This window comes from Pseudoalteromonas sp. AS84 (genome assembly GCF_038900255.1).
Classification (GTDB): Bacteria; Pseudomonadota; Gammaproteobacteria; order Enterobacterales; family Alteromonadaceae; genus Pseudoalteromonas.
In genome coordinates this window covers 11,161-31,261 of record NZ_JBBMQY010000011.1, presented here as the reverse complement: position 1 = coordinate 31,261, position 20,101 = coordinate 11,161, and the positions used below count along the sequence as shown (strand labels likewise).

The following is a 20,101-nucleotide window of genomic DNA, read 5'->3' as shown; positions in this document are numbered from 1 at the left end:
GCCGCCATTATTGCTGAGTTAGTTCAAGAGCTTGATTAATTAGATGAAACACTACGTTTTGTTCAATTACGCCTTGTGCTAGCTGAGCACCTGGACCTTTTGCATGCAGTGAAATATCTTCACCCGCGTGTGTTTCTGAGCCCATTGGTACAGTTGCTTCTTGGTGAAAACCTGGGGTTGTTGTATCAACGCCATTTAGCTCAACACGCCCTGCAACAGCAGCACTTGTGTAACTTGCATCCGCATCAGTCTCACTGCCCAAGTTTCTAAAACCTAAACCATTTGCGTAACCTACTGTGGTGTACGGCATATCGTCGGCAGCTAGGCTTGGTGTAGTTTCGCCTACTGCAACTACTTGACCCAAAATTGGATTGCCACGCTTAGGGTAGCCTGCAATAGTAAATACATGGCTGTGATCGGCGGTTACTAAAATAAGGGTTTCTTCAGGATTAGTGTTATCTACCGCTGCTTGCACGGCTTTAGCAAACTCAATGGTGTCGTTAAGCGCGTTGTATGCATTACCCGCATGGTGCGCGTGGTCAATTCGACCCGACTCAACCGTTAAGAAAAATCCGTTATCGTTTTTACCAAGCACTTCAATTGCTTTAGTAGTCATATCGGTAAGCGAAGGCTCGCCCGCTACATCGTTTGCGCGGTCAGCTTCGTATTGCATGTGGGATTCGTTAAATAAACCAAATACTTTAGTGGCGTCGTCTGCTATTGCATCAAAGCCTGTTTGATCCATCACGTACGTAGCATCTGGGTATTGTGTTTGCCACTCAGTTACTAAGTTGCGCTCGTCAGTACGGTCGCCTTCTATAGCGCTTACAGCATCTGTTGAGTTAGCTGTTTCGTCTTTTGGTAAAAAGTGACGACGACCGCCACCCATTACAAAATCCAGACCGTCTACGTCGGTACCTACAAATCGTGCTTCTAGGTTTTTTTCAAAGTTAACCAGTTGCGATGCAATGTCTTCACAGCCACCCGTTACGGCATCTTCTGGCATATCTGATACGTCTTCCCAGTTACGGTCAGCCGATTTAGCATACGTTGCAGCAGGAGTTGCATGAGTAATACGTGCTGTAGAAATAATACCGGTAGATAGCCCTTTAATTTCAGCCAATTCAGTCGCGGTAATTAGCTCATTACCTGCTACTGTTGAACACACGCCGCGTTCAATATCTTCATCTACACCAATAACGCCCACATCGGTTTTTACACCCGAAATAATAGCCGTCATCGTGCCTGCTGAATCGGGCGTTTGAGCATCTACGTTATACGTTTTAACTTGTGCAGAGTATGGGAATTCTTCAAAACTTAAATAACCTTCCTCGCCTAATTCGCCTGCTCGTTGACCTTTTAAAATACGCGCGGCGGTAAGAGTAGAAATACCCATGCCATCGCCCACAAATAAAATGACGTTTTTAGCTTTAGTGGCTTGTGTAGCCTGCGCTTGTGCTGTTTTTATTGTTAGTTTAGTTTGCGCAGCGCTATACCAGCTGCTGTCTGTTTGGCTTTGCGGTAGTACATCAGCATGGCTCACTGCGCTAAACGTTAACGTTAGCGCGATTGCCGCAGCGACTTTTTTAATTTTCATCCGTAATTCCCATTGTTTAGTGGTTATTTTTTTGAAATGTGTAAACACAAAAAAGATCAACCGCTGCACTATAGAAAACAGATGTGACTGATAAAGGTAATTTTGATGAAAGTAAAATGACTAAACTATTACAAAGATAAGTCACAAAAAAAGCGCAACGTGTAAAACGTTGCGCTTGTAGGGAAATTATTAAGAGAATTATTTAAATATTAAAAACGTGCTTTAAACGATACTCCAAAGTAGCGCTCAGCATCACGTGGTATTTGGTAACGGAAGTTATCGCCACTGTAGGTAGTTACGTAGCTTTCGTCGGTTAAGTTTTTAGCAATAAGCGACACTCTAAACGCGTCATCTTTAAACGATAAACCCACACTTGCATTTAAAATACCGTAATCTGGTAACAAAGCGGCTGGGTTAAATTCGCCTACGTTGTCTGGTAGGTCTGAGTATTGCTCGTCGGTGTAAATATAAGAGCCATTTATATGTACGTTAAAGCCATGGTCGGTTTCAATAAAGTAGTCAGCCGTTAGTGAGTATTTTAAATCTGGCGAAAATGGTACATCTAAACCTGAACGGTCAGTACATGAACCTGCGGCTACCTCTGCCGGACAATTAAACTCGTCAATTTCAGCTTTAATGTAAGCAACACCACCGGTAAGCGTTAGCGACTCTGTTGCAGCCCACATAAAGTCAACTTCAACACCTTGCGTACTTACATCACCCGCATTGGTTAAGCGCGTAATACAAGTGCCGTCTGAACAGTCAAAGTTGTTAGCTTGAAAGCCTTCAATTTCAGTTCTGAAAAGCGCCATGTTAAATACAAATTCGCGGCTTGCGTATTTGTAGCCTATTTCATAAGCGTCAGACTCTTCAGGTGCTATTTCGCGGCTGTCGGTGTCTGGGTTAAAGTTATAATAAATATTAAAACCAGGGCCTTTGTAACCTTGCGAGTAAGTGCCGTATATCATTTGGCCATCGCCTAAATCGTATTGCATACCTAAACGACCCGATACGTTGGTTTCTTCGGCTTTGCCTTCATCATCTGTATTAAGTGTTGCTGGGCGCACGCCTACACCGGTGCGGCCATACACATCATTACTTACACGGCGATGCGTGTACGACACTTCATCGTCGGTGTAACGAATACCAAATAATACGCGTAAATCTTCAGATAAATCGTAAGTACCATCGGCAAAAGCGGCCCAGTTATTAAATTCTGTGCTCATAAAAGCAGTGGCCGATACAATATCGTTTGCATTACAGCTAACGCCTAGGCCTTGTGTGTAACCTTCTAAATCAGCAAGCGCTGTATCAAGCTCAGCGCCCGATAAGTTATTTTGCGCGTAAAAAGCCATTGCGCTATCAAGTTGGCCACCATTATTTTGACAACTAGCATCGCGAGTAAAGTTACGTTGTGAATCCATGTTCCAATAAAATAAGCCAGCAACATAGTTAAATGGCCCAGCTAGGTTTGATGTAACTCTAAATTCTTGCGAAAACTGATCCCATTGCTGTGCACCTAAATCGTGTAATTGAAACGGCGCGTCAAATACCGGCTCGCTGCTGTCGCCAGCAATAGAGGTAAAGTCGCCTTCACGGTACTCTGTGTTATCCCACGAACGCTGTGCAGTAATTGAAGTATATGTATAGTCGCCAATTGTTTTATCAACCTGTACCGAAAACGCGCTATGTTCGTCAATTGTCCGCGACTCGTAATCGTGATCAACGCTGCGTTGGTCTAAATCAATATCGGCTACGCCATCAACAATACCGTTACTATTTGGTACTGATTTTGAATCTGGATTACGGCCACTTGGTAGTGCTTCTAAGTCGGCACAACAATCATCGTCAGCGTTATAAAATTCAGCAATAAATTTTACGCTTAAGTCATCCTCTGGCTCGTATTTAAATACAGCACGTGCACCTTCACGGTCGTAACCGTTTACTTTTTCGTTGTTGTAAACGTTATCAATGTAACCGTCAAATTTACCTTTAAATACCGTTAGGCTTGCCGCTAGGTCGTCGGTTAAACCGCCGCTTATAACGCCTTTAAAACGGTATTCGTTATCTTGATAAAACGAGGTTTCTACGCTGCCTGTTGTGTCGTACGAGGGATCTTTTGTTGTTATGTTTACCACACCTGCTGAGGCGTTTTTACCAAACAATGTACCTTGTGGCCCGCGTAATACTTCAATGCGGTCTACGTCGTATAAATCGGCAAATGCTTGACCCGAGCGGCCAAGCACCACGCCATCAACAACAGTTGCTACACTTGGCTCGGCAGCAATACTAAATGAAATAGTACCAATACCGCGCACTGTTAGCGCTGAGTTACGGGTTGTGGTGCCTTTTCTAAAGCTAACTGAAGGGACAAGTGACTGTAAGCCTTCCATGTTATTAGCAAAAGCTGAATTAATTTGATCGCTATTAAGTACCGATACCGCAACAGGTACTTCGTTTAAACTTTGCGTTCTTTTTTGTGAAGTAACGACTATTTTTTCAAACGTATCGTTTTTAGCTGTTTCTGTTTTTTGTTGTTCTTGTTCGGTTTGCTCTTGCTGCGCATGTACCTGCGCGCTAAGCGCTAAACCGGTTGTCATTGCTAACGTGACTGCCAAGCTTAAGACGGACTTTTTAGCTCTCATGTCATTCTCCATATTGTGCGTGTGTGCTGTGTGGTACCGCGCTAGCAATTGTGTGTGTTGCTAATAAAGCGGTGTCAGTGTGTGGTACTTTCCTTAAAGCTCTTATATCTTATATAAGAGCTTTAAATTTAAACAAACTATCTTACTAATGCAAACATTATGTGAATTAAATGTGATTTAAGTTTGGTATACAGAATATAGCCGCAGGTTATGCGGCGTTTTTAGCACCAATACGCGCTAAGCTATTTTCGTAACTAACCTGCCAACGACGTACACTCCACCAGCTAAGCACTAAGGCTGTAGACCATACAGCAGCTAAACTTGGTACAAAGTACACACTGGTTCCACCAACCAATCCGAGTGGCGAAAATAATATATATAAGCTAACAATCAAGCTTACTAATACAATTGCGCAAGGTAATGCGTATTTCCAAGGGTTAAGGTCTACCTCAGCTTTGCGTGTAAATTGCCATGGTGTTTTAAGTGGTTTGTAGTAACCAATACCCAGCATTATCGCCAATTCAATTAAGAACAAAATGGCGTAAATATGAATAAAGTTTATGTCTACATCCCATACAAATTTAAGCAAGGTGTAGGCAATAATATGGAATATAATCGCGACTTTAGCGCCCAGTGCAGGCACTTTTCGAGTAAACAAACCTACCAATACAATTGTGATGACCGGAATGTTGTAAAAGCCTGTAAACACACGAATTATGTGCCATAAACCTTCAGGCGCAAACATCAATAATGGCGCAGTTATAAACGACAATATGGCAATAACAATACTAGTAATTTTGGCTACTTTTATAAGTTGGCTGTCTGTTACCTTATTTTTTTTCATTGGCTTATAAACGTCTAAGCAAAATAAGGTTGCCGCGCTATTGAGCAGTGAATTAAATGAGCTAAATACAGCACCTAGCAATACGGCCAAAAAGAACCCAGATAAATACTGTGGAAGCACTTCTTTCACTAAATGTGGGTAAGCTAAATCGATAGTGGGTAGGCTTTCGTGTTTATAAAGATGGTAAGCAATAACGCCTGGGATCATCATCATAAACGGTACTAACACTTTAAAGTACCCTGAAAACAACACGCCTTTTTGCCCTTCTACTAAGTTTTTAGCGCCCAGCGTACGCTGGATCACGTACTGATTAGTACCCCAATAAAACAAATTAGCGAGGATCATACCTGTAAAAATAGTGCCAAATGGGACGGGATCATCCTCGCTACCAATAGCGTTGAGTTTTTCTGTATCGGTGTTTACAAGGGTGCTTAACCCTTCTGAAAAACTACCGTCGCCTAGTGCTATCAAACCTAGTGTGGGCACTAGAATACCAATAATTAATAACCCAACACCGTTAATGGTATCTGATACCGCAACCGCCTTTAAACCGCCAAAAACAGCGTATATAGCGCCAACTGAGCCCACTGTAATAATGGTCACAATCAGGCTTGCTTCGTAACTCATATTTAATAAGGTAGGAACATCAAATAGCCTAAGTACGGCTATTGATCCTGAGTACAAAACCGAAGGGATCGTTATAAAACAATACCCTACCATAAATAAGATCACCGTCATGCGGCGTACGGTATCGTCAAAACGATCTCGTAAAAATTCAGGCAAGGTAGAAAACGCACCCGCTAAATAACGAGGCAAAAAGATCAACGCCATAATGATGGTTGATACTCCTGCGGTTACTTCCCAAGCCATTGAGCTTAGGTTGTAACCATAGGCTGATCCATTGAGGCCAATTAGTTGCTCTGCTGATAAATTTGTGAGGATCATCGACCCTGCTATAAACGTACCCGTTAACCCACGACCCGCTAAAAAGTAGCCATCTTGGGTGTTAACTTCCCCTTTGGTTTTTTGGTACGAGATATATCCCACCAGCGCCATAAACGCCAAGCACGATAGCAGTGTCATGGTAATGTTCATACCTTCCATCTTGCGCCCCTTTTAGCTTACTTTACTCGGTAAAAAGTAAGCTAATATCTTTATTATTGTGTGTTGTATGTGTGTAGTGTGTGTTTTTATTAAGCCGAGATTTATTTAGGCCATGCTGTTAATTGGCTCATGTCTTGTTCTGTGTGTTGAACCTCTGGGCCAAGCATTAGGCTGTCGCCTTCGCGTACAAATACTGCCATTTCTTCAAGTGCGAGTGTGTGCTCGTAGTACTTACCACCTTCGTAAGATTGTTTATCAGGAAAGCGAATCCAGTTGCCTTGTGGTAAATAAAACTTCACTTTACCGTTTGGTACGACACACGGCACTACTAACAATTTTTCACCGCACATAAATTGCTGATCAAAACTATGCGCTAGCACATCATCAGGAAATGCTAAAACCATTGCACGCTGAATTGGTAAGCCAGTTTGCTGTGCTTGTATGGCACTTTGCTCTAAATAAGGAATAAGTTGGTAGCGCAATTTAAGTGCTGCAAATACCGCATCACTTGCTTGCTCTGTGTAAGACCAAGGTTCGCGAGGACCAATACCATGTAAGCGCATATGTGCGCTAAATACCGAGGCTTGTGCCCAGCGCACGTAAAGTTCTGCGTCGCGGGTGTCTTTGTAAAAACCACCAATGTCGGTTGCAAAAAATGGCCCGCCCGACATGCCCCACGCTAAACTGCCACGAATGCTTGCCGCTAAACCCTGCCAATCGGCCTGTGGGTCGCCGCCCCACTGTGCAGGAAAACGTTGGCTGCCAGTCCATGCTGAACGGCTAAACAAAAATGGCCCTGTTTTACAGTATTTTTCGGCTGCTTCGTAAACGCAGCGGTTATACAACATGCTGTAAACGTTGTGTAATCTTATGCCGCTGTCGCCACTGTGCGATACCATGTTTTCGTCTTCTAGCTGTTCGCCAAAGTCTGCTTTTATCATATCTACGCCCAGCTCAAACAATGGCTTATGCGATTCGAGCCAATATTCATAAGCATCAGGGTGCGTAAAATCTAAAATACCCGACTCTGGTAGTGGTGTAAGTACTTCGCCAAATGGGCTTAAATCCCACTCGTATTGATACGCTTTACCGGTGCGTTTATCTTTTATAAGCCAGCCATTTTCGGCCGCTTTAGCAAATAATGGGTTATTTACCGAGATCATCGGGTATTCCCATACGCAAATTTTAAAATCCATCGCTTTTAGTTCATCAAGCACTGGTTTTGGGTCGGCGTAGCGTGTTGGATCCCATTCAAATGCAAAGCGGGTGTCGGTGTCTTGCCATGCGCGGCCATCAAGAGTAATTACGTCGCACGGCATATTTTTAGCACGCGCTTCGCGGGCAACACTAAGTAATTCGTCAGCATCTTTGTAATACGCTTTTGATAAAATAACACCAAAGCTCCACTGCGGTGGCACCGGTGCAAAACCTGTTAGCTCACAGTAACGGTTAATGCTTTGGGCAGGTGTTTGTTCTTGATATAAAAATACATCTAGCGCGTCATCTTCAACTAAACATACATATGCGCGTTGCGACCACAGTGCGTAACCTACGCCATGAGTTACCGGCGCAGGTGTATGTACAAATAAGTTCCAGCCTTCTGGGCTCCATGCATACGGTGTGTTTTTATAAGACTTTTCGGCGTTAACGCCTAGCGCATCGTGGTTGTATGAACGAATAAGTTGGCCGCGTTTATCAAGCTTGCCCCATTTTTCGCCAAGACCATACACGGCCTCATCGTAGTTAAGCTCTAAGCTTAATATCCAGCCGTTATCAGTTTTAGCCAGTGGCGGTAAACGATGCTGGCGTACAAAGTGGCCATCGGTTGCTGATTGCTGCACTAGCTCATCGTTTTTATAAAGTTTGAAATGAAAAGGGTCGCAGTAAAACTCTAGGCGATATTCGCCACCACTTACACTGTAATCATTATTGTTTTTGCTAAGTGTGAGGGGGTATTCTGATGGGGTTGTGGTTAATATTTTAAACTGCTCGTCATGCGTGGTGCCTGCATTTAAACGTAAACCAAACTGGCTTATCGTTACGCTAATATCACCAAACTGAGTGGGCAAAACCAACACATTACCTTGTAACTTTGGCTGTGCGGTTAAGCGTGCTGGTTCTATTGCGTTCCAGTCTGGCTCACGTAATTCAAATGCATTCATGGGAGTTCCTTAACCAATTATTAGTCTTGTATAAGACACAAGTTAAATAATTGTAATCCCCATGTCAACGTAAATAAACTCAAGATGAATTATTTACATCGCAATTTTTAAAAAATGCCAGGTGCCGATGTAGCCACCAGCGATACGCCGCTCAGTCCTAGTAACGTAATAGCTATAATGCGTATCCATTTAGCGTCAACGTAAGGCGTTAATTTACGAGCAAAATGCGTAACTAACAACACTAAGGGAATAGCCGCTGCAATTAAAAACATAATGTCGAGCCCCGGCAAAGTACCAAATAAGGCGATACCTACACGTACTAGCCCGCCAATAGTAAATACCGCTAATAACGTACTGCGAATAGCTTCAATAGACCAATTTTGCTTATAACACTGAAACACAAGCGGCGGCCCTGAGGTTGAAAACAACCCACCAAGTAATCCACTCACCCCTCCAGCTATTAAAAACGAACGAGGGCGGCTTTGTTTATTAGCAGGATCGCGGCCAATCAGCATTAAAGCGCAGCACAGCAGAATACTTACACCTAAAATAAAGTTTAAATAGTGCGTTAAATGCGACGACATAAACTCAAGCAGCACAAAACCTATCAGCATTAACGGTATACCGGTATACAACATAAGTTTTAGCTCGGGTACTTTTACCGAACTGCGGTTTTTAACGACCACGGTTGTTGAATTAACTAACCCTAGCAAACTCACTAAAAATGTAGTTGCCGTAAGTGGCAATACATCAAGCAACGTAAAGCTTGCAACCACCAGCAACCCAAAGCCAAACCCGCTAAGAGTTTGCATTACAGTGGCAAGGCTTAGGCACAACGCCATAAGCAAAATGAGTTCAAAAGAAATACTGAGCACTTTTAATTTCCTAAGGGTGAGCTATTGTAGTGTAACGATTTGTTTTTAGGCATAATGTATATTTTGCGCCTATAAAACATTACAGCGGTAGTTCACGTTTAATTGAGCTAGCGCAAATATGCGTAAAAGGTTTCACCTATGATATAACTACAGGTGGATTAAATTTAATGGTAAATAATAATGAGTAATTCTATGTTTGATCACAAATTAAGTGGCCCAAGCTTGGCTTTTCAACCGCTTTACTTACAAGTGGCTGATTATATTAAACAGCTCATTGTTGAAAGACGCTGGGTACCTGGCGAAGCACTACCAAGCGAATTTCGCCTTGCTGAAGAATTTAACGTAAGCCAAGGTACGGTTCGTAAAGCACTTAATTTATTAACCGACAATAAAATAGTGACTCGTCGCCAAGGCGTTGGTACGTTTGTATCAGAGCATACCGCGCAAGATGCCTTATTTAGGTTTTTTCCGTTACAAGCCGACGGTAAAGGCGCTGATTTGCCAAAGGCTGAACTGCTATCGGTTGAGCTTTGTGCAGCGCCAATTGAAGTAACAGATGCGTTACAACTCAATAAAAAAGACAAAGTTACCAAGCTTGTTCGTAGACGTATTCTTGATAACGAATTTTGCATGAGCGAAACTATATACCTACCGCAAAGCTACTTTCCTGATATACATCAAAGTAGTGATATTCCGCATACATTGTACCATTACTATCAAACCAAATTTAACCAAACTGTACACAAAACCCAAGACAGTATTAAAGCTGTACTTGCTACAGCTGATGATGCCAAAATGCTTGCTATTAAAGCTGGCGACCCACTGCTGTTGGTATCACGAATTACCGAATCAATCGAAGGTAAGCTAATTGAATACCGCCAAAGCAAATGCCGTAGCGATCATTACCACTATCAAATTGAACTTGATTAATTAAAAGCGTGTTTAGTGCTAAAAACTCACTTTAGCGCATAATAATTAAATATTTTTTAAAGGCAGCAAACGCTGCCTTTTTGCTGCCTGTAGGTTTTTTAACCCACCCATTTACTACTTTGCTGTTAACACAGTATTGACACTGTTTGATTCGTATAATAACTTATGTCTTATACAAGACCTAAGTCATTATGCATTTTTAACAGGAATTCCCAATGAGTTCATTAAATAATATCCCTCCAGTAGGGTTCGGTTTATGGAAAGTAGCACAAGAAGATTGTGCGCAAACGGTATACCAAGCCATTAAGGCAGGTTACCGCCATCTTGATTGCGCATCAGACTACGGTAACGAAGAACAAGTAGGCGATGGCATAGCCCAAGCAATAAACGATGGTTTATGTACTCGCGAAGAATTATGGGTAACATCAAAACTGTGGAATACCTTTCATGCACCAGAGCATGTTGGCCTCGCGATTGATAAAACACTGAGTGATTTAAAGCTAGATTACCTAGACTTATACCTAATTCATTTTCCGATTGCGCAAACATTTGTGCCAATAGAAACCCGCTATCCACCAGAGTGGTTTGTTGACCCAGACGCGCAAAATCCACAAATGGAGCTGGCAAAAGTGCCGCTATATTTAACGTGGCAAGCAATGGAAGAGCAAGTACATAACAACAAAGCTAAACGCATTGGAGTATGTAATTACTCAAGCGCGCTGCTTCACGATTTAATGACCTACGCAAATATCAAACCCGCTATGTTGCAAATTGAGTCGCACCCTTATTTAACGCAAGAGCGATTAGTAAGATTAGCTAAGCAGTACGATATTCCGGTTACTGCGTTTTCACCACTGGGTGCGCTTTCATACCTTGAGCTAGAAATGGCTGATAAAACTGAATCAGTTCTTGAGCAAAGCGTTGTTAAAGCGGCTGCACACAATCATGGCAAAACGCCAGCACAAGTAGTTCTTCGTTGGGGCGTGCAGCGCGGCATAGCCATTATTCCAAAAACTTCAAAACTTGAACGCATGAAAGAAAACCTCGCACTGTTTGATTTTGAATTAACAGAGCAAGAAATGGCGCAAATTTCTGCGCTTAACAGTAATCGCCGATTTAACGACCCTGGGCACTTTTGTGAAGCTGCCTTTAACCGTTTTCACCCAATTTACGATTAGGAACATACAATGTCAGCTACCGAAATTAACTACGCCTCAGTGCCAACTCAATTAACATTCGATGATTCGGTTTTTCCGTGCATTGTGGTTAATAACAATAACGCCAGCACCGTTGAAGAAGCGGTAGCTTTCATTCGCGCGAATAAAAGTGAACTGGCTACAAAGCTTCGCAGCTCAGGTGCTGTGCTGTTTCGTGGCTTCCCGGTAAATAGCGCCGAAACCTTTGATACTTTTTCAGCAGGGTTTGATTACAACAATTTTACTTATAAAGAGTCACTGTCTAACGCGGTACGTATTAATTTTACCGAGCGTGTATTTACAGCCAACGAAGCGCCAAAAGATGTAGAAATATACTTACATCACGAAATGGCGCAAACGCCTATTTCGCCAAGTAAGTTATTCTTCTTTTGTAAATCGGCCGCAGAAGAAGGTGGTGCAACACCTCTTTGCCGGTCAGATAAGTTATTTAGCGCATTAAAAGAATACGACAGTAAACTTGCCCATGATTTTGAACACAAAGGCCTAAAATATACCACCTATATGCCAGCCGCTGACGATGCAACATCAGGCCAAGGTCGAAGCTGGAAAAGTACGCTAAGTGTAGAAACCAAAGACGAAGCACATAATAAATTAACCGAACTTGGTTACGAGTGGGAATGGCTTGAAGAGGGCTCACTAAAGGCCGTTACACCGGTACTGCCTGCTGTAGTAACTCTTGAAAACAATGTACAGGTTTTTTATAACCAACTGATTGCCGCTTACATGGGCTGGAAAGGTGTACGCGATAACCCATCAATTGCCATTACCTTTGGTGATGGTAGTGCCATTCCTAAAGCAGGACTTGATAAAATTGTTGAGCTTTCTAAAGTATTTACCTTTGATCTTGCATGGCAAGACGGTGACGTTGCTTTAGTTGATAACGAAATGGCTATGCATGGTCGTCGACCTTTTACAGGTGAACGTAAACGCCAAGTGTTAGTAGCACTTACCGCAGCAAAAGCGTAATGCAGCGTTTAAGTGGTAAATTAAGCAGTAAAATATCACCTTTATGGCAAGGCGCCAGCATTGCTGCAATGACTGGCCTTGCCGCTTTATTTTTGAGTGAGCATTACGGCGCGCCAGCCATGCTGTTTGCTTTGTTACTGGGTATGGCAGTCTCATTTTTGTATCAAAGCGATAGCCCTTGCGCCAAAGGTATCGACTTTACTGGCACCACGGTTTTGCGCGTCGGTATAGTACTGCTAGGCACACGCATAGCACTGGGAGATTTAGTAACACTGGGTTGGCAAACCGCACTTATGCTAGCGGGCGCTATATTTACTACTATTATTTTAGGCGTAGTACTAGCACGCGCATTTGGCTTACAAAAGCGCTTTGGTGCACTTACAGGTGGTTCGGTTGCTATTTGTGGAGCGTCTGCTGCGCTAGCTATCTCGTCTATTATGCCAAACAGCGAACATAAAGAACGCGACACTTTATTAACCGTTATTGGCGTAACAGCCATGTCGACTCTAGCTATGATCATCTACCCTATTGTGGTTAATTACCTTGAATTTGACGCGCATAATGCAGGCGTATTTTTAGGCGGCACAATACACGATGTAGCGCAGGTAGTGGGTGCTGGTTATTCGGTATCACCTGAGACCGGCGATATAGCAACCCTAACTAAGCTTGTGCGTGTTGCTATGCTACTACCCGTTGTGCTTATTATGATGGTTGTTATTAATCGCTCAAATAAAGAAAAACACGGAGAATTACCTAAAGTACCTGGTTTTTTAATTGGCTTTGTCATACTTATGATAATAAATAGCTGCTTTTCTCTTCCTACAATAGTGCTTGAAACCGCTAACGAACTTTCACAGTTCTTTTTAATTGCGGCTATTTCAGCCATAGGTATGAAAACTAATTTAGGAAAACTTACCGAAGTAGGCATGAAACCTATTGTTTTAATTGTTGCTGAAACACTTTGGATTGCATTATTAATACTTGGATTTGTAATTTGGAGCTAATGAATCAGATTATTTCAGATATATATTAAAATATTTAGTAGGTAATTAGGTCATATTTTAACCAATTAAAACCTGTATTTCACCTACTCTAAAACCGCGTACAAAAACAAGCATAAAGCTTTGATTATAATAGATTTATCTTTAATTCAGAAGTAAAAAAGTTCATCTCAACCATAACTAATTAGTTAAAAAACAAACAAACAAATAAAGCACTTACTCTAAAATAAATTTACAATAGGGCTTGGTATATAACTTAATTTACTGTTATCCTGCTTGCCATCGGGTTGACAGAAAACCCTATTTATTTGTAAGTACCACGTTGTTTTAGTAATAATCCTTCGCGTTATCCTCAGTTAAATGTATGTTTTCTTCCTGTTAAATTGCCTAATTTAAGGCGCACTTTTATTAATCCTTAGGATACTATTATGTCTACAACTACAACTGGTACAGTTAAATTTTTCAACGAAGCAAAAGGTTTTGGTTTCATCGAGCAAGAATCTGGTCCTGATGTTTTCGCACATTTCAGCGCAATCTCTGGCGACGGTTTCAAAACTCTAGCTGAAGGCCAACGTGTACAGTTTACTGTTACACAAGGTCAAAAAGGTCCACAAGCTGAAAACATCGTTAGCATCTAATTGCTTTCGTTAAAATGGGTTAGCAATAACCCATTTTGAATACTAGTTTGAAAGAAGTTTTGTTTTATTTGTTAGTACCCCGTTGTTTTAGTAATAATCCCACGCGATATCCTCAAGTTAACTATTTTTTCCGGCTCAATCGCCTCTTTTCAGGCACACTTATATTAATTTTTTAGGATACATATTATGTCTAATACAACTACTGGTTCAGTAAAATGGTTTAACGAAGCAAAAGGTTTTGGTTTTATCGAGCAAGAATCTGGCGCAGATGTTTTTGCACATTTCAGCGCAATCTCTGGCGACGGTTTCAAAACTTTAGCTGAAGGCCAACGTGTACAGTTTACTGTTACTCAAGGTCAAAAAGGCCCACAAGCCGAGAACATTGTTAGCATCTAATTGCTAAACAATTTAGTGGGTTAGAGATAACCCATTAATATATTTACCTTTATAATTATTTAGTCGAATATCTTCAAAACCTCCTCTGTAAATATTTTCCAAGCGCAATCTCATTTGTATACACAACTCATTAATTAGTACATTTTTAAACACATTTACTACTATCTCTCTTGAGCGAAAGCATTGTATTGCCTACAATAGCGCATACTTCATTCAATATAGAATATGACCATGAACGACACTACCGCAAAACCTGCTTTACCAGATCGCCTTTCTATCAACCCACGTAGCCCACATCATGTGGAAGAAGTTTTTGAACACGATATTGGTATCACGTTCAACGGCAAAGAGCGTTTTGATGTTGAAGAATACTGCATCAGTGAAGGTTGGATAAAGTTTGCATCTCCAAAAGGGCTTGATCGTCGCGGACAACCTCTTTTACTTACAAGAAAAGGCACTGTTGAAGCCTTTTATAAGTAAGCTAATCATACTTACTAAAAAGCGACACCTTATTAGGTAGTCGCTTTTTTTGTGCATTTTTATAACTCATTTAATAGGTTTAGCTTTATTCATGCTCAACCTGATGAAGTTTCATTATAATTATTTAAAAAGTATGTTTGAATAGCGCCATATAGTTTAGATATACAGAAACCCACAATGAATAAAGTAACTATTTTAGATATACAGAAACCCACAATGAATAAAGTAACTATTTTAGATGGCGGCATGGGACGTGAACTTAAGCGCATTGGCGCACCGTTTTCACAGCCACTTTGGAGCGCACAAGCATTAATAGAAGCCCCGCATTTTGTAACCCAAGCACACCAAGGTTTTATAGATGCCGGTGCTGAAATAATTACAGCTAACAGCTACGCCTGTGTGCCCTTTCATTTAGGTGAAGAGCTATATCAAGCTCAAGGCGCAGCCCTTGCACAGCAAGCTGCCGTTATTGCAAAAGAAGTAGCTCAAAATGCTAAACAAAATGTATTAGTAGCAGGTTCATTACCACCAGCATTTGGCTCTTACCGCCCTGAACTATTTGAAAGCGAACGCGCATTTACTATTTTAGATACGCTATACAAGGCGCAAGACGAACACGTAGATTTATGGATTGGCGAAACTATATCGAGTATTGAAGAAGCGCACGTTATGGCAAGCGTCCTTAAAGGCTCAAACAAGCCATGTTATTACGCATTTACTTTAACTGATGTGATAAGCGAGCAAGCGACACTTCGCTCTGGTGAGCTGGTAAGTGACGCAGTAACGGCTTTGCTTCAACAAAATGTTGCTGGTATTTTCTTTAACTGTTCAATACCTGAAGTTATAGAGCAAGCCTTTAGCGATACCAACGCAGTATTAGCCAAGCAAAATAAAAGTGTTGTTTTAGGGGCGTTTGCTAATGGCTTTACACCTATAGCACGCGATTACAAAGCCAACGAAGGCTCACAAGCGTATCGCGATATTACACCTTCAGAATATCTAGACTTTGCTAAAAAATGGCACAGCCAGGGCGCAAGCATTATTGGTGGCTGCTGTGGTATAGGCCCTGAGTTTATTGAAGTGCTGGTAAACTGGAAAAAGGAACTTGAAAGCGCCTAAGCTTTTAGTGCTTTTTAGGGCTTATTGGCTACACCAATCGTGTTAAGTTATTAGGCATTTATAGCGACAGATAAATAGCGTGATAACAAGGCATAAATATCGACATGTAGCTGTTCTACATGAGAAATTTATAACGCTGTTAGCGCTCTATTTAGCACGCTAGAATGATTAAATATTTAAGTCGATTGGTGTCATTCCCAACACCCAATCAAGCCCTTGTATTGCTGTAGTAGGAAATGCGGTTGCATGGCTCGCCCCTTCAATAACAACGCTTTTTAATTCAATATTGTCACTGCTAAGTGCATTAATTTTTTGCGTTAATAGCTTTGCCCCTGCCACTATATTTTGCCCTTCACCAAAGCTTGGCGTTTCCTTTGCCCCTACCGATATATAAACCTTTGTAGGCACTTTAGGCTTATGTGCTTGTAGCGCTAATACTGCATTGCTGTTAAACCAAACCGATGGGCTGCCAATAATATAATTGTTAAATAAATCGGGCATCGTAAATAAAATAGTGGCACCAAATAACCCGCCTAAAGAATTACCTATATAGGTTTTTTGTGTGCTACTTGCTCGGTAGTTACTTTGTATAAACGGCAGTACAGTATTTTTTAAAAACAGCGCGTGGTTTTGAGCGTTACCTGTTTGTTTTTTCCAGCTTTTAGCCTTATTTGGTGTGTAGTCTCTAACTCGGCTATTAGACCCTTTGGAGCCTTTTTCGTAGCTAATGGCCACAATAATAGCCTGCTGCATTTTACCGGTATTCATAGGAAACCGCGTAGCTCCCGCCACAATAGGAAACGTATACGGTGCATCGGTTAAATAAATAACTGGATATATTTTTTCAGGGTACTTTTTATATGACTTAGGGAGCTGAATAAAAACAGGATATACCCGATTGGTTGCGGGCTCAGTGAGCTCTATAACGCTGCTTCTAGGGATTTGGTAGGGGGTATTTGCGCTTAATTTAAAACACATAAAAGCGCAAAGTAACAGTAAGTATTTTAAAGCAGTATTCATTATATTAATTAACCTAAGCCAAGCGTAATAAACCAATATTGGATAATTACTTTAACTCACTTTTAGCTTTAGGCTATTAAAATTTAGAACAGTGCTACATGTTAGCTATTTGTAGCACTGAAAACGCTAAGCTACCTGATCAGATTCAGCGCTTGAACACGGGCAGTTATCGTCATTTTGTTTAAGGCATTGTTGATAATTAAACCAATGAGCTACAGCAATAAACGCTGAGCCTATTAAGGTTAGCGCTTTTTCGGCTATTTCATGCCCTAGCAATACCGCACATATCATAAAAGACAGCCCAATAACGCCGCAGGCCATGTAACGCTTACGCTTATGCTTTTTACAGCCTAGGCTCAATGCCAATAAACTGGTGGGTAATACTGCTGCAAGAATCCATAAATGAAATTGTTCACTATCTATTTGCAGTACAGCAAAGCTTGGCAATAGCGCTAAAATAACCGGGGTTGCAAAACAATGCACTGTACACATTAACGATAACCCAATCGCCATACGATCCATAACACTTTGACTCGACTTCATTATTTCCTCTACTAAATTAGTGCCTCTACTCAAAAGCGTTACTTTTAAGGAGACATTTTAGTAACAACAGTTAATTACCATTGATACATTATAACATTTCTCGCATAATTGATATAATATAACATCTAACAAGGTAGTCAAATGAAACCTAGATCACAATTAGCTGTTCTCATCGCAGCTTTATTGCCAGCAAGTGTACTGGCATCCACAATTGAAGGCGTTGTTTTAAACAATCAAGGTAAAATAGTTACCAACGCAACCATAGAGGTTGAAGGTTCAGACCTTCAAGTAACCACCGACGAAAACGGTAAGTTTGTTATTGCAGAGCTAAACAATGGCTTAAAAGAGCTTCATGTTGTGGCGCCAGGTTATGCGCATCTTCATCGCGATATAACAATAACGAATGATGAAACCCAATCGGTTACGTTTAATTTAAAGCGCTCGCCTATTGAAGTTATTGATATTGAAGCAACCCCTATTCATATGTCGGCAATGGAATCTGCCTCACCTGTTAGCGTTTTATCTGGCGAACAACTAAGACGACAACAAGCTGCAACACTTGGCGACAGCCTTGAAAAACTCCCAGGCGTTAATACTAACTTTCACGGTAAAGTAGCCAGTACACCAATTATTCGTGGTTTAAGCGGCCCGCGTGTACTCATAACTCAAAATGGCCTTGATGTAAGTGATGTGTCGCGCGTTGGCCCCGACCATTCTGTTGCATCAGAAGCGTCTACCGCACAACAAATTGAAGTATTACGCGGCCCAGCAACACTGTTCTATGGTAGCGGAGCGATTGGTGGTGTAGTTAATGTGGTAGATAGCCGCGTACCAACCGATAGCACAACACGCGGCGAGTGGAACGTAGAACATAACTCAGTAGATAACCAAAAAGTAGCCTCGTTTAATGCCACCACAGGCACAGACTCTGTGGCTTTTTACGCCGATGCATTTTGGCGTGAGGCCGACGACTACGAGGTGCCTGTAGCCGCAGATATAGATAGCGACGGTGAAGGCAATAGTGGCGATTACACTGTTGAAAACAGTAATGAAGAGTCTGACGGTTTTACTGTTGGCGCTAGCTACTTAATGGATAACGGCTTTATTGGCTTAGCAGTAGAGCAATTTAATCGTCAATACGGTATTCCGGGCCATACGCACGGCGATGAAGAAGTGGAAGAACACAGCGACGAAGAAGAGAGCGTATTTGCTGATTTAGAGCAAACTAAAGTGCAATTATTAGGTGAGTACAACCTAGATAATAAATGGCTAAACAAAGTAAACCTGCGCGTTGGCCATACCGACTACGAACACGCTGAAATTGAAGGTGGCGCTGTTGGCACTACCTTTAAAAACGAAACAAATGAATTACGTATAGACCTACTACATAACCAATTTAGCGAGTGGAATGGCGGCATTAGCTTTCATTACAAACAGAGCGATGTTGAAGCACAAGGTGAAGAGGCTTTTACGCCTCCATCAGAGACCGAAAGCTTTGCTGTAGCATTAATGGAAGAAAGGCACTTTGGTGATTTTTTAGTGCAAGTAGGTGGACGTATAGAGCGTGTAACAATTGAAGCTGGCAACGTATTACTGCCAAATATTGACGCTCACGCACACGATGAAGTAGAAGAAGCCGACGAGCATGACCACGAAGAAAGCGCAGAAACCACTCGTGTATTTGACGTAGAGCATGAATTTACACCAATCAGTTTATCGGCAGGCGTAGTGTGGGATTTTACACCTAACTATAATTTAGGGCTGTCGGTATCGCGATCTGAACGTGCGCCTTCTGCTTCTGAGTTGTTATCGTTTGGGCCGCACATTGGCACTGGCACTTACGAAGTAGGCGCACTATTTAATTTAGGTGAAGACGGTCATTTAGGTTTGTCTGATCAAGCAATTGACCTAGAAACAGCCAATAATATCGATTTAACTTTTCGTAAAACCCAAGGTGATGTTGGCTTTATTTTAAATGCCTTTTATAACCAAGTAGATAATTACTATTACCAAATAGACACCGGTTTATTCGCTGAAAGTGGCCACGACCATGGCGATGAAGAAGGCGCCGACGAACACGATCATTCATCAGAGCTACCTGTTTATTTATTTAAAACAGACGACGTAATTTTACACGGGTTTGAAGCGCAAATTGCGTGGCAGTTAACAGATGAATTTAAAGTAGATTTATTCTCAGATTACGTTCGTGCACGCCTAAAAGACGGCGGCGATTTACCCCGTACTCCACCGCTTCGTTTTGGTAGCGAACTAAGCTATCAAACAGATAAATTAAGTGCGCATATTCACGTTACTCGCTATCAAAAGCAAGACCGCACAGCCCCACAAGAAACAGCAACAGACGGCTACACATTGGTTGATGCAAGCATCTCTTACGACCTTTCAGTATTAAACCAAGATATGTCTGTGTACCTACGAGGCACCAACTTAACAGATACAGAAGCACGCGTGCACAGCTCGTTTGTAAAAGATATAGCGCCACGTCCAGGACGTAGTTTTGCGCTAGGTATTCGCGGTTATTTTTAAGCGTTAAAAAATTATAATTA

The 20,101-nt window shown here is 41.7% G+C and carries 16 protein-coding genes; 9 read left to right on the top strand and 7 right to left on the bottom strand.

All coding sequences use genetic code 11. The annotated features are described in order from the left end of the window. Positions 1–7 precede the first annotated feature (7 nt). From WNY79_RS12475 to WNY79_RS12455, 5 genes are all read right to left on the bottom strand, one after another. Positions 8–1,597 carry an alkaline phosphatase gene (locus WNY79_RS12475; protein ID WP_342875997.1) on the bottom strand — a complete coding sequence of 530 codons (1,590 nt, stop codon included), beginning with the start codon at positions 1,595–1,597 and terminating at the stop codon, positions 8–10. Between the two features lie 209 nt (positions 1,598–1,806). Then, complete coding sequence (locus WNY79_RS12470) at positions 1,807–4,242, bottom strand: TonB-dependent receptor (RefSeq protein WP_342875996.1); 2,436 nt, start codon at positions 4,240–4,242, stop codon at positions 1,807–1,809. A 208-nt stretch (positions 4,243–4,450) separates the two neighbouring features. Continuing rightward, on the bottom strand, positions 4,451–6,190 hold the full coding sequence (locus WNY79_RS12465) for a solute:sodium symporter family transporter (protein ID WP_197174109.1): 1,740 nt from the start codon (positions 6,188–6,190) through the stop codon (positions 4,451–4,453). 101 nt (positions 6,191–6,291) lie between these two features. Continuing rightward, positions 6,292–8,352 carry an alpha-xylosidase gene (locus tag WNY79_RS12460; protein ID WP_342875995.1) on the bottom strand — a complete coding sequence of 687 codons (2,061 nt, stop codon included), beginning with the start codon at positions 8,350–8,352 and terminating at the stop codon, positions 6,292–6,294. Between the two features lie 107 nt (positions 8,353–8,459). Next, complete coding sequence (locus WNY79_RS12455) at positions 8,460–9,227, bottom strand: sulfite exporter TauE/SafE family protein (RefSeq protein WP_342875994.1); 768 nt, start codon at positions 9,225–9,227, stop codon at positions 8,460–8,462. Between the two features lie 180 nt (positions 9,228–9,407). Between WNY79_RS12455 and WNY79_RS12450 the strand changes: the two genes are divergently transcribed. The 8 genes from WNY79_RS12450 (at position 9,408) to WNY79_RS12415 (ending at position 15,974) form a co-directional block, all read left to right on the top strand. Further along, positions 9,408–10,157, top strand: coding sequence for a GntR family transcriptional regulator (locus WNY79_RS12450; protein WP_342875993.1), 750 nt, complete (start codon positions 9,408–9,410; stop codon positions 10,155–10,157). 215 nt (positions 10,158–10,372) lie between these two features. Next, on the top strand, positions 10,373–11,335 hold the full coding sequence (locus WNY79_RS12445; RefSeq protein WP_342875992.1) for an aldo/keto reductase: 963 nt from the start codon (positions 10,373–10,375) through the stop codon (positions 11,333–11,335). Between the two features lie 9 nt (positions 11,336–11,344). Further along, complete coding sequence (locus tag WNY79_RS12440; protein ID WP_342875991.1) at positions 11,345–12,340, top strand: TauD/TfdA family dioxygenase; 996 nt, start codon at positions 11,345–11,347, stop codon at positions 12,338–12,340. Continuing rightward, on the top strand, positions 12,340–13,344 hold the full coding sequence (locus tag WNY79_RS12435) for a YeiH family protein (RefSeq protein WP_342875990.1): 1,005 nt from the start codon (positions 12,340–12,342) through the stop codon (positions 13,342–13,344). The genes WNY79_RS12440 and WNY79_RS12435 overlap by 1 nt, the downstream gene beginning before the upstream one ends. Positions 13,345–13,769: 425 nt before the next feature. Further along, positions 13,770–13,979 (top strand): cold-shock protein, encoded by a 210-nt coding sequence (locus WNY79_RS12430; RefSeq protein WP_024595869.1) that lies wholly within the window; start codon positions 13,770–13,772, stop codon positions 13,977–13,979. A 186-nt stretch (positions 13,980–14,165) separates the two neighbouring features. Beyond that, positions 14,166–14,375, top strand: a complete 210-nt coding sequence (locus tag WNY79_RS12425; RefSeq protein WP_007580429.1) for a cold-shock protein — start codon at positions 14,166–14,168, stop codon at positions 14,373–14,375. 231 nt (positions 14,376–14,606) lie between these two features. Further along, a complete protein-coding gene (locus WNY79_RS12420) occupies positions 14,607–14,855 on the top strand; it encodes a DUF3297 family protein (protein WP_002963088.1) in 249 nt (82 codons plus the stop codon). Positions 14,856–15,071: 216 nt separating this feature from the next. Continuing rightward, positions 15,072–15,974 carry a homocysteine S-methyltransferase family protein gene (locus WNY79_RS12415; RefSeq protein WP_342876047.1) on the top strand — a complete coding sequence of 301 codons (903 nt, stop codon included), beginning with the start codon at positions 15,072–15,074 and terminating at the stop codon, positions 15,972–15,974. A 168-nt stretch (positions 15,975–16,142) separates the two neighbouring features. On the opposite strand, the gene WNY79_RS12410 is transcribed toward WNY79_RS12415, so the two are convergent. Together WNY79_RS12410 and WNY79_RS12405 are read right to left on the bottom strand one after the other, a co-directional pair. Further along, positions 16,143–16,994 (bottom strand): alpha/beta hydrolase-fold protein, encoded by an 852-nt coding sequence (locus WNY79_RS12410; RefSeq protein WP_342875989.1) that lies wholly within the window; start codon positions 16,992–16,994, stop codon positions 16,143–16,145. A gap of 126 nt (positions 16,995–17,120) precedes the next feature. Beyond that, the gene (locus WNY79_RS12405) at positions 17,121–17,537 is read right to left on the bottom strand and encodes a MerC domain-containing protein (RefSeq protein WP_342875988.1); all 417 of its coding nucleotides are present in this window, start codon (positions 17,535–17,537) and stop codon (positions 17,121–17,123) included. A 141-nt stretch (positions 17,538–17,678) separates the two neighbouring features. Here WNY79_RS12405 and WNY79_RS12400 point away from each other — a divergent pair, with 141 nt between their 5' ends. After that, complete coding sequence (locus WNY79_RS12400) at positions 17,679–20,081, top strand: TonB-dependent receptor (RefSeq protein WP_342875987.1); 2,403 nt, start codon at positions 17,679–17,681, stop codon at positions 20,079–20,081. Positions 20,082–20,101 lie beyond the last annotated feature (20 nt).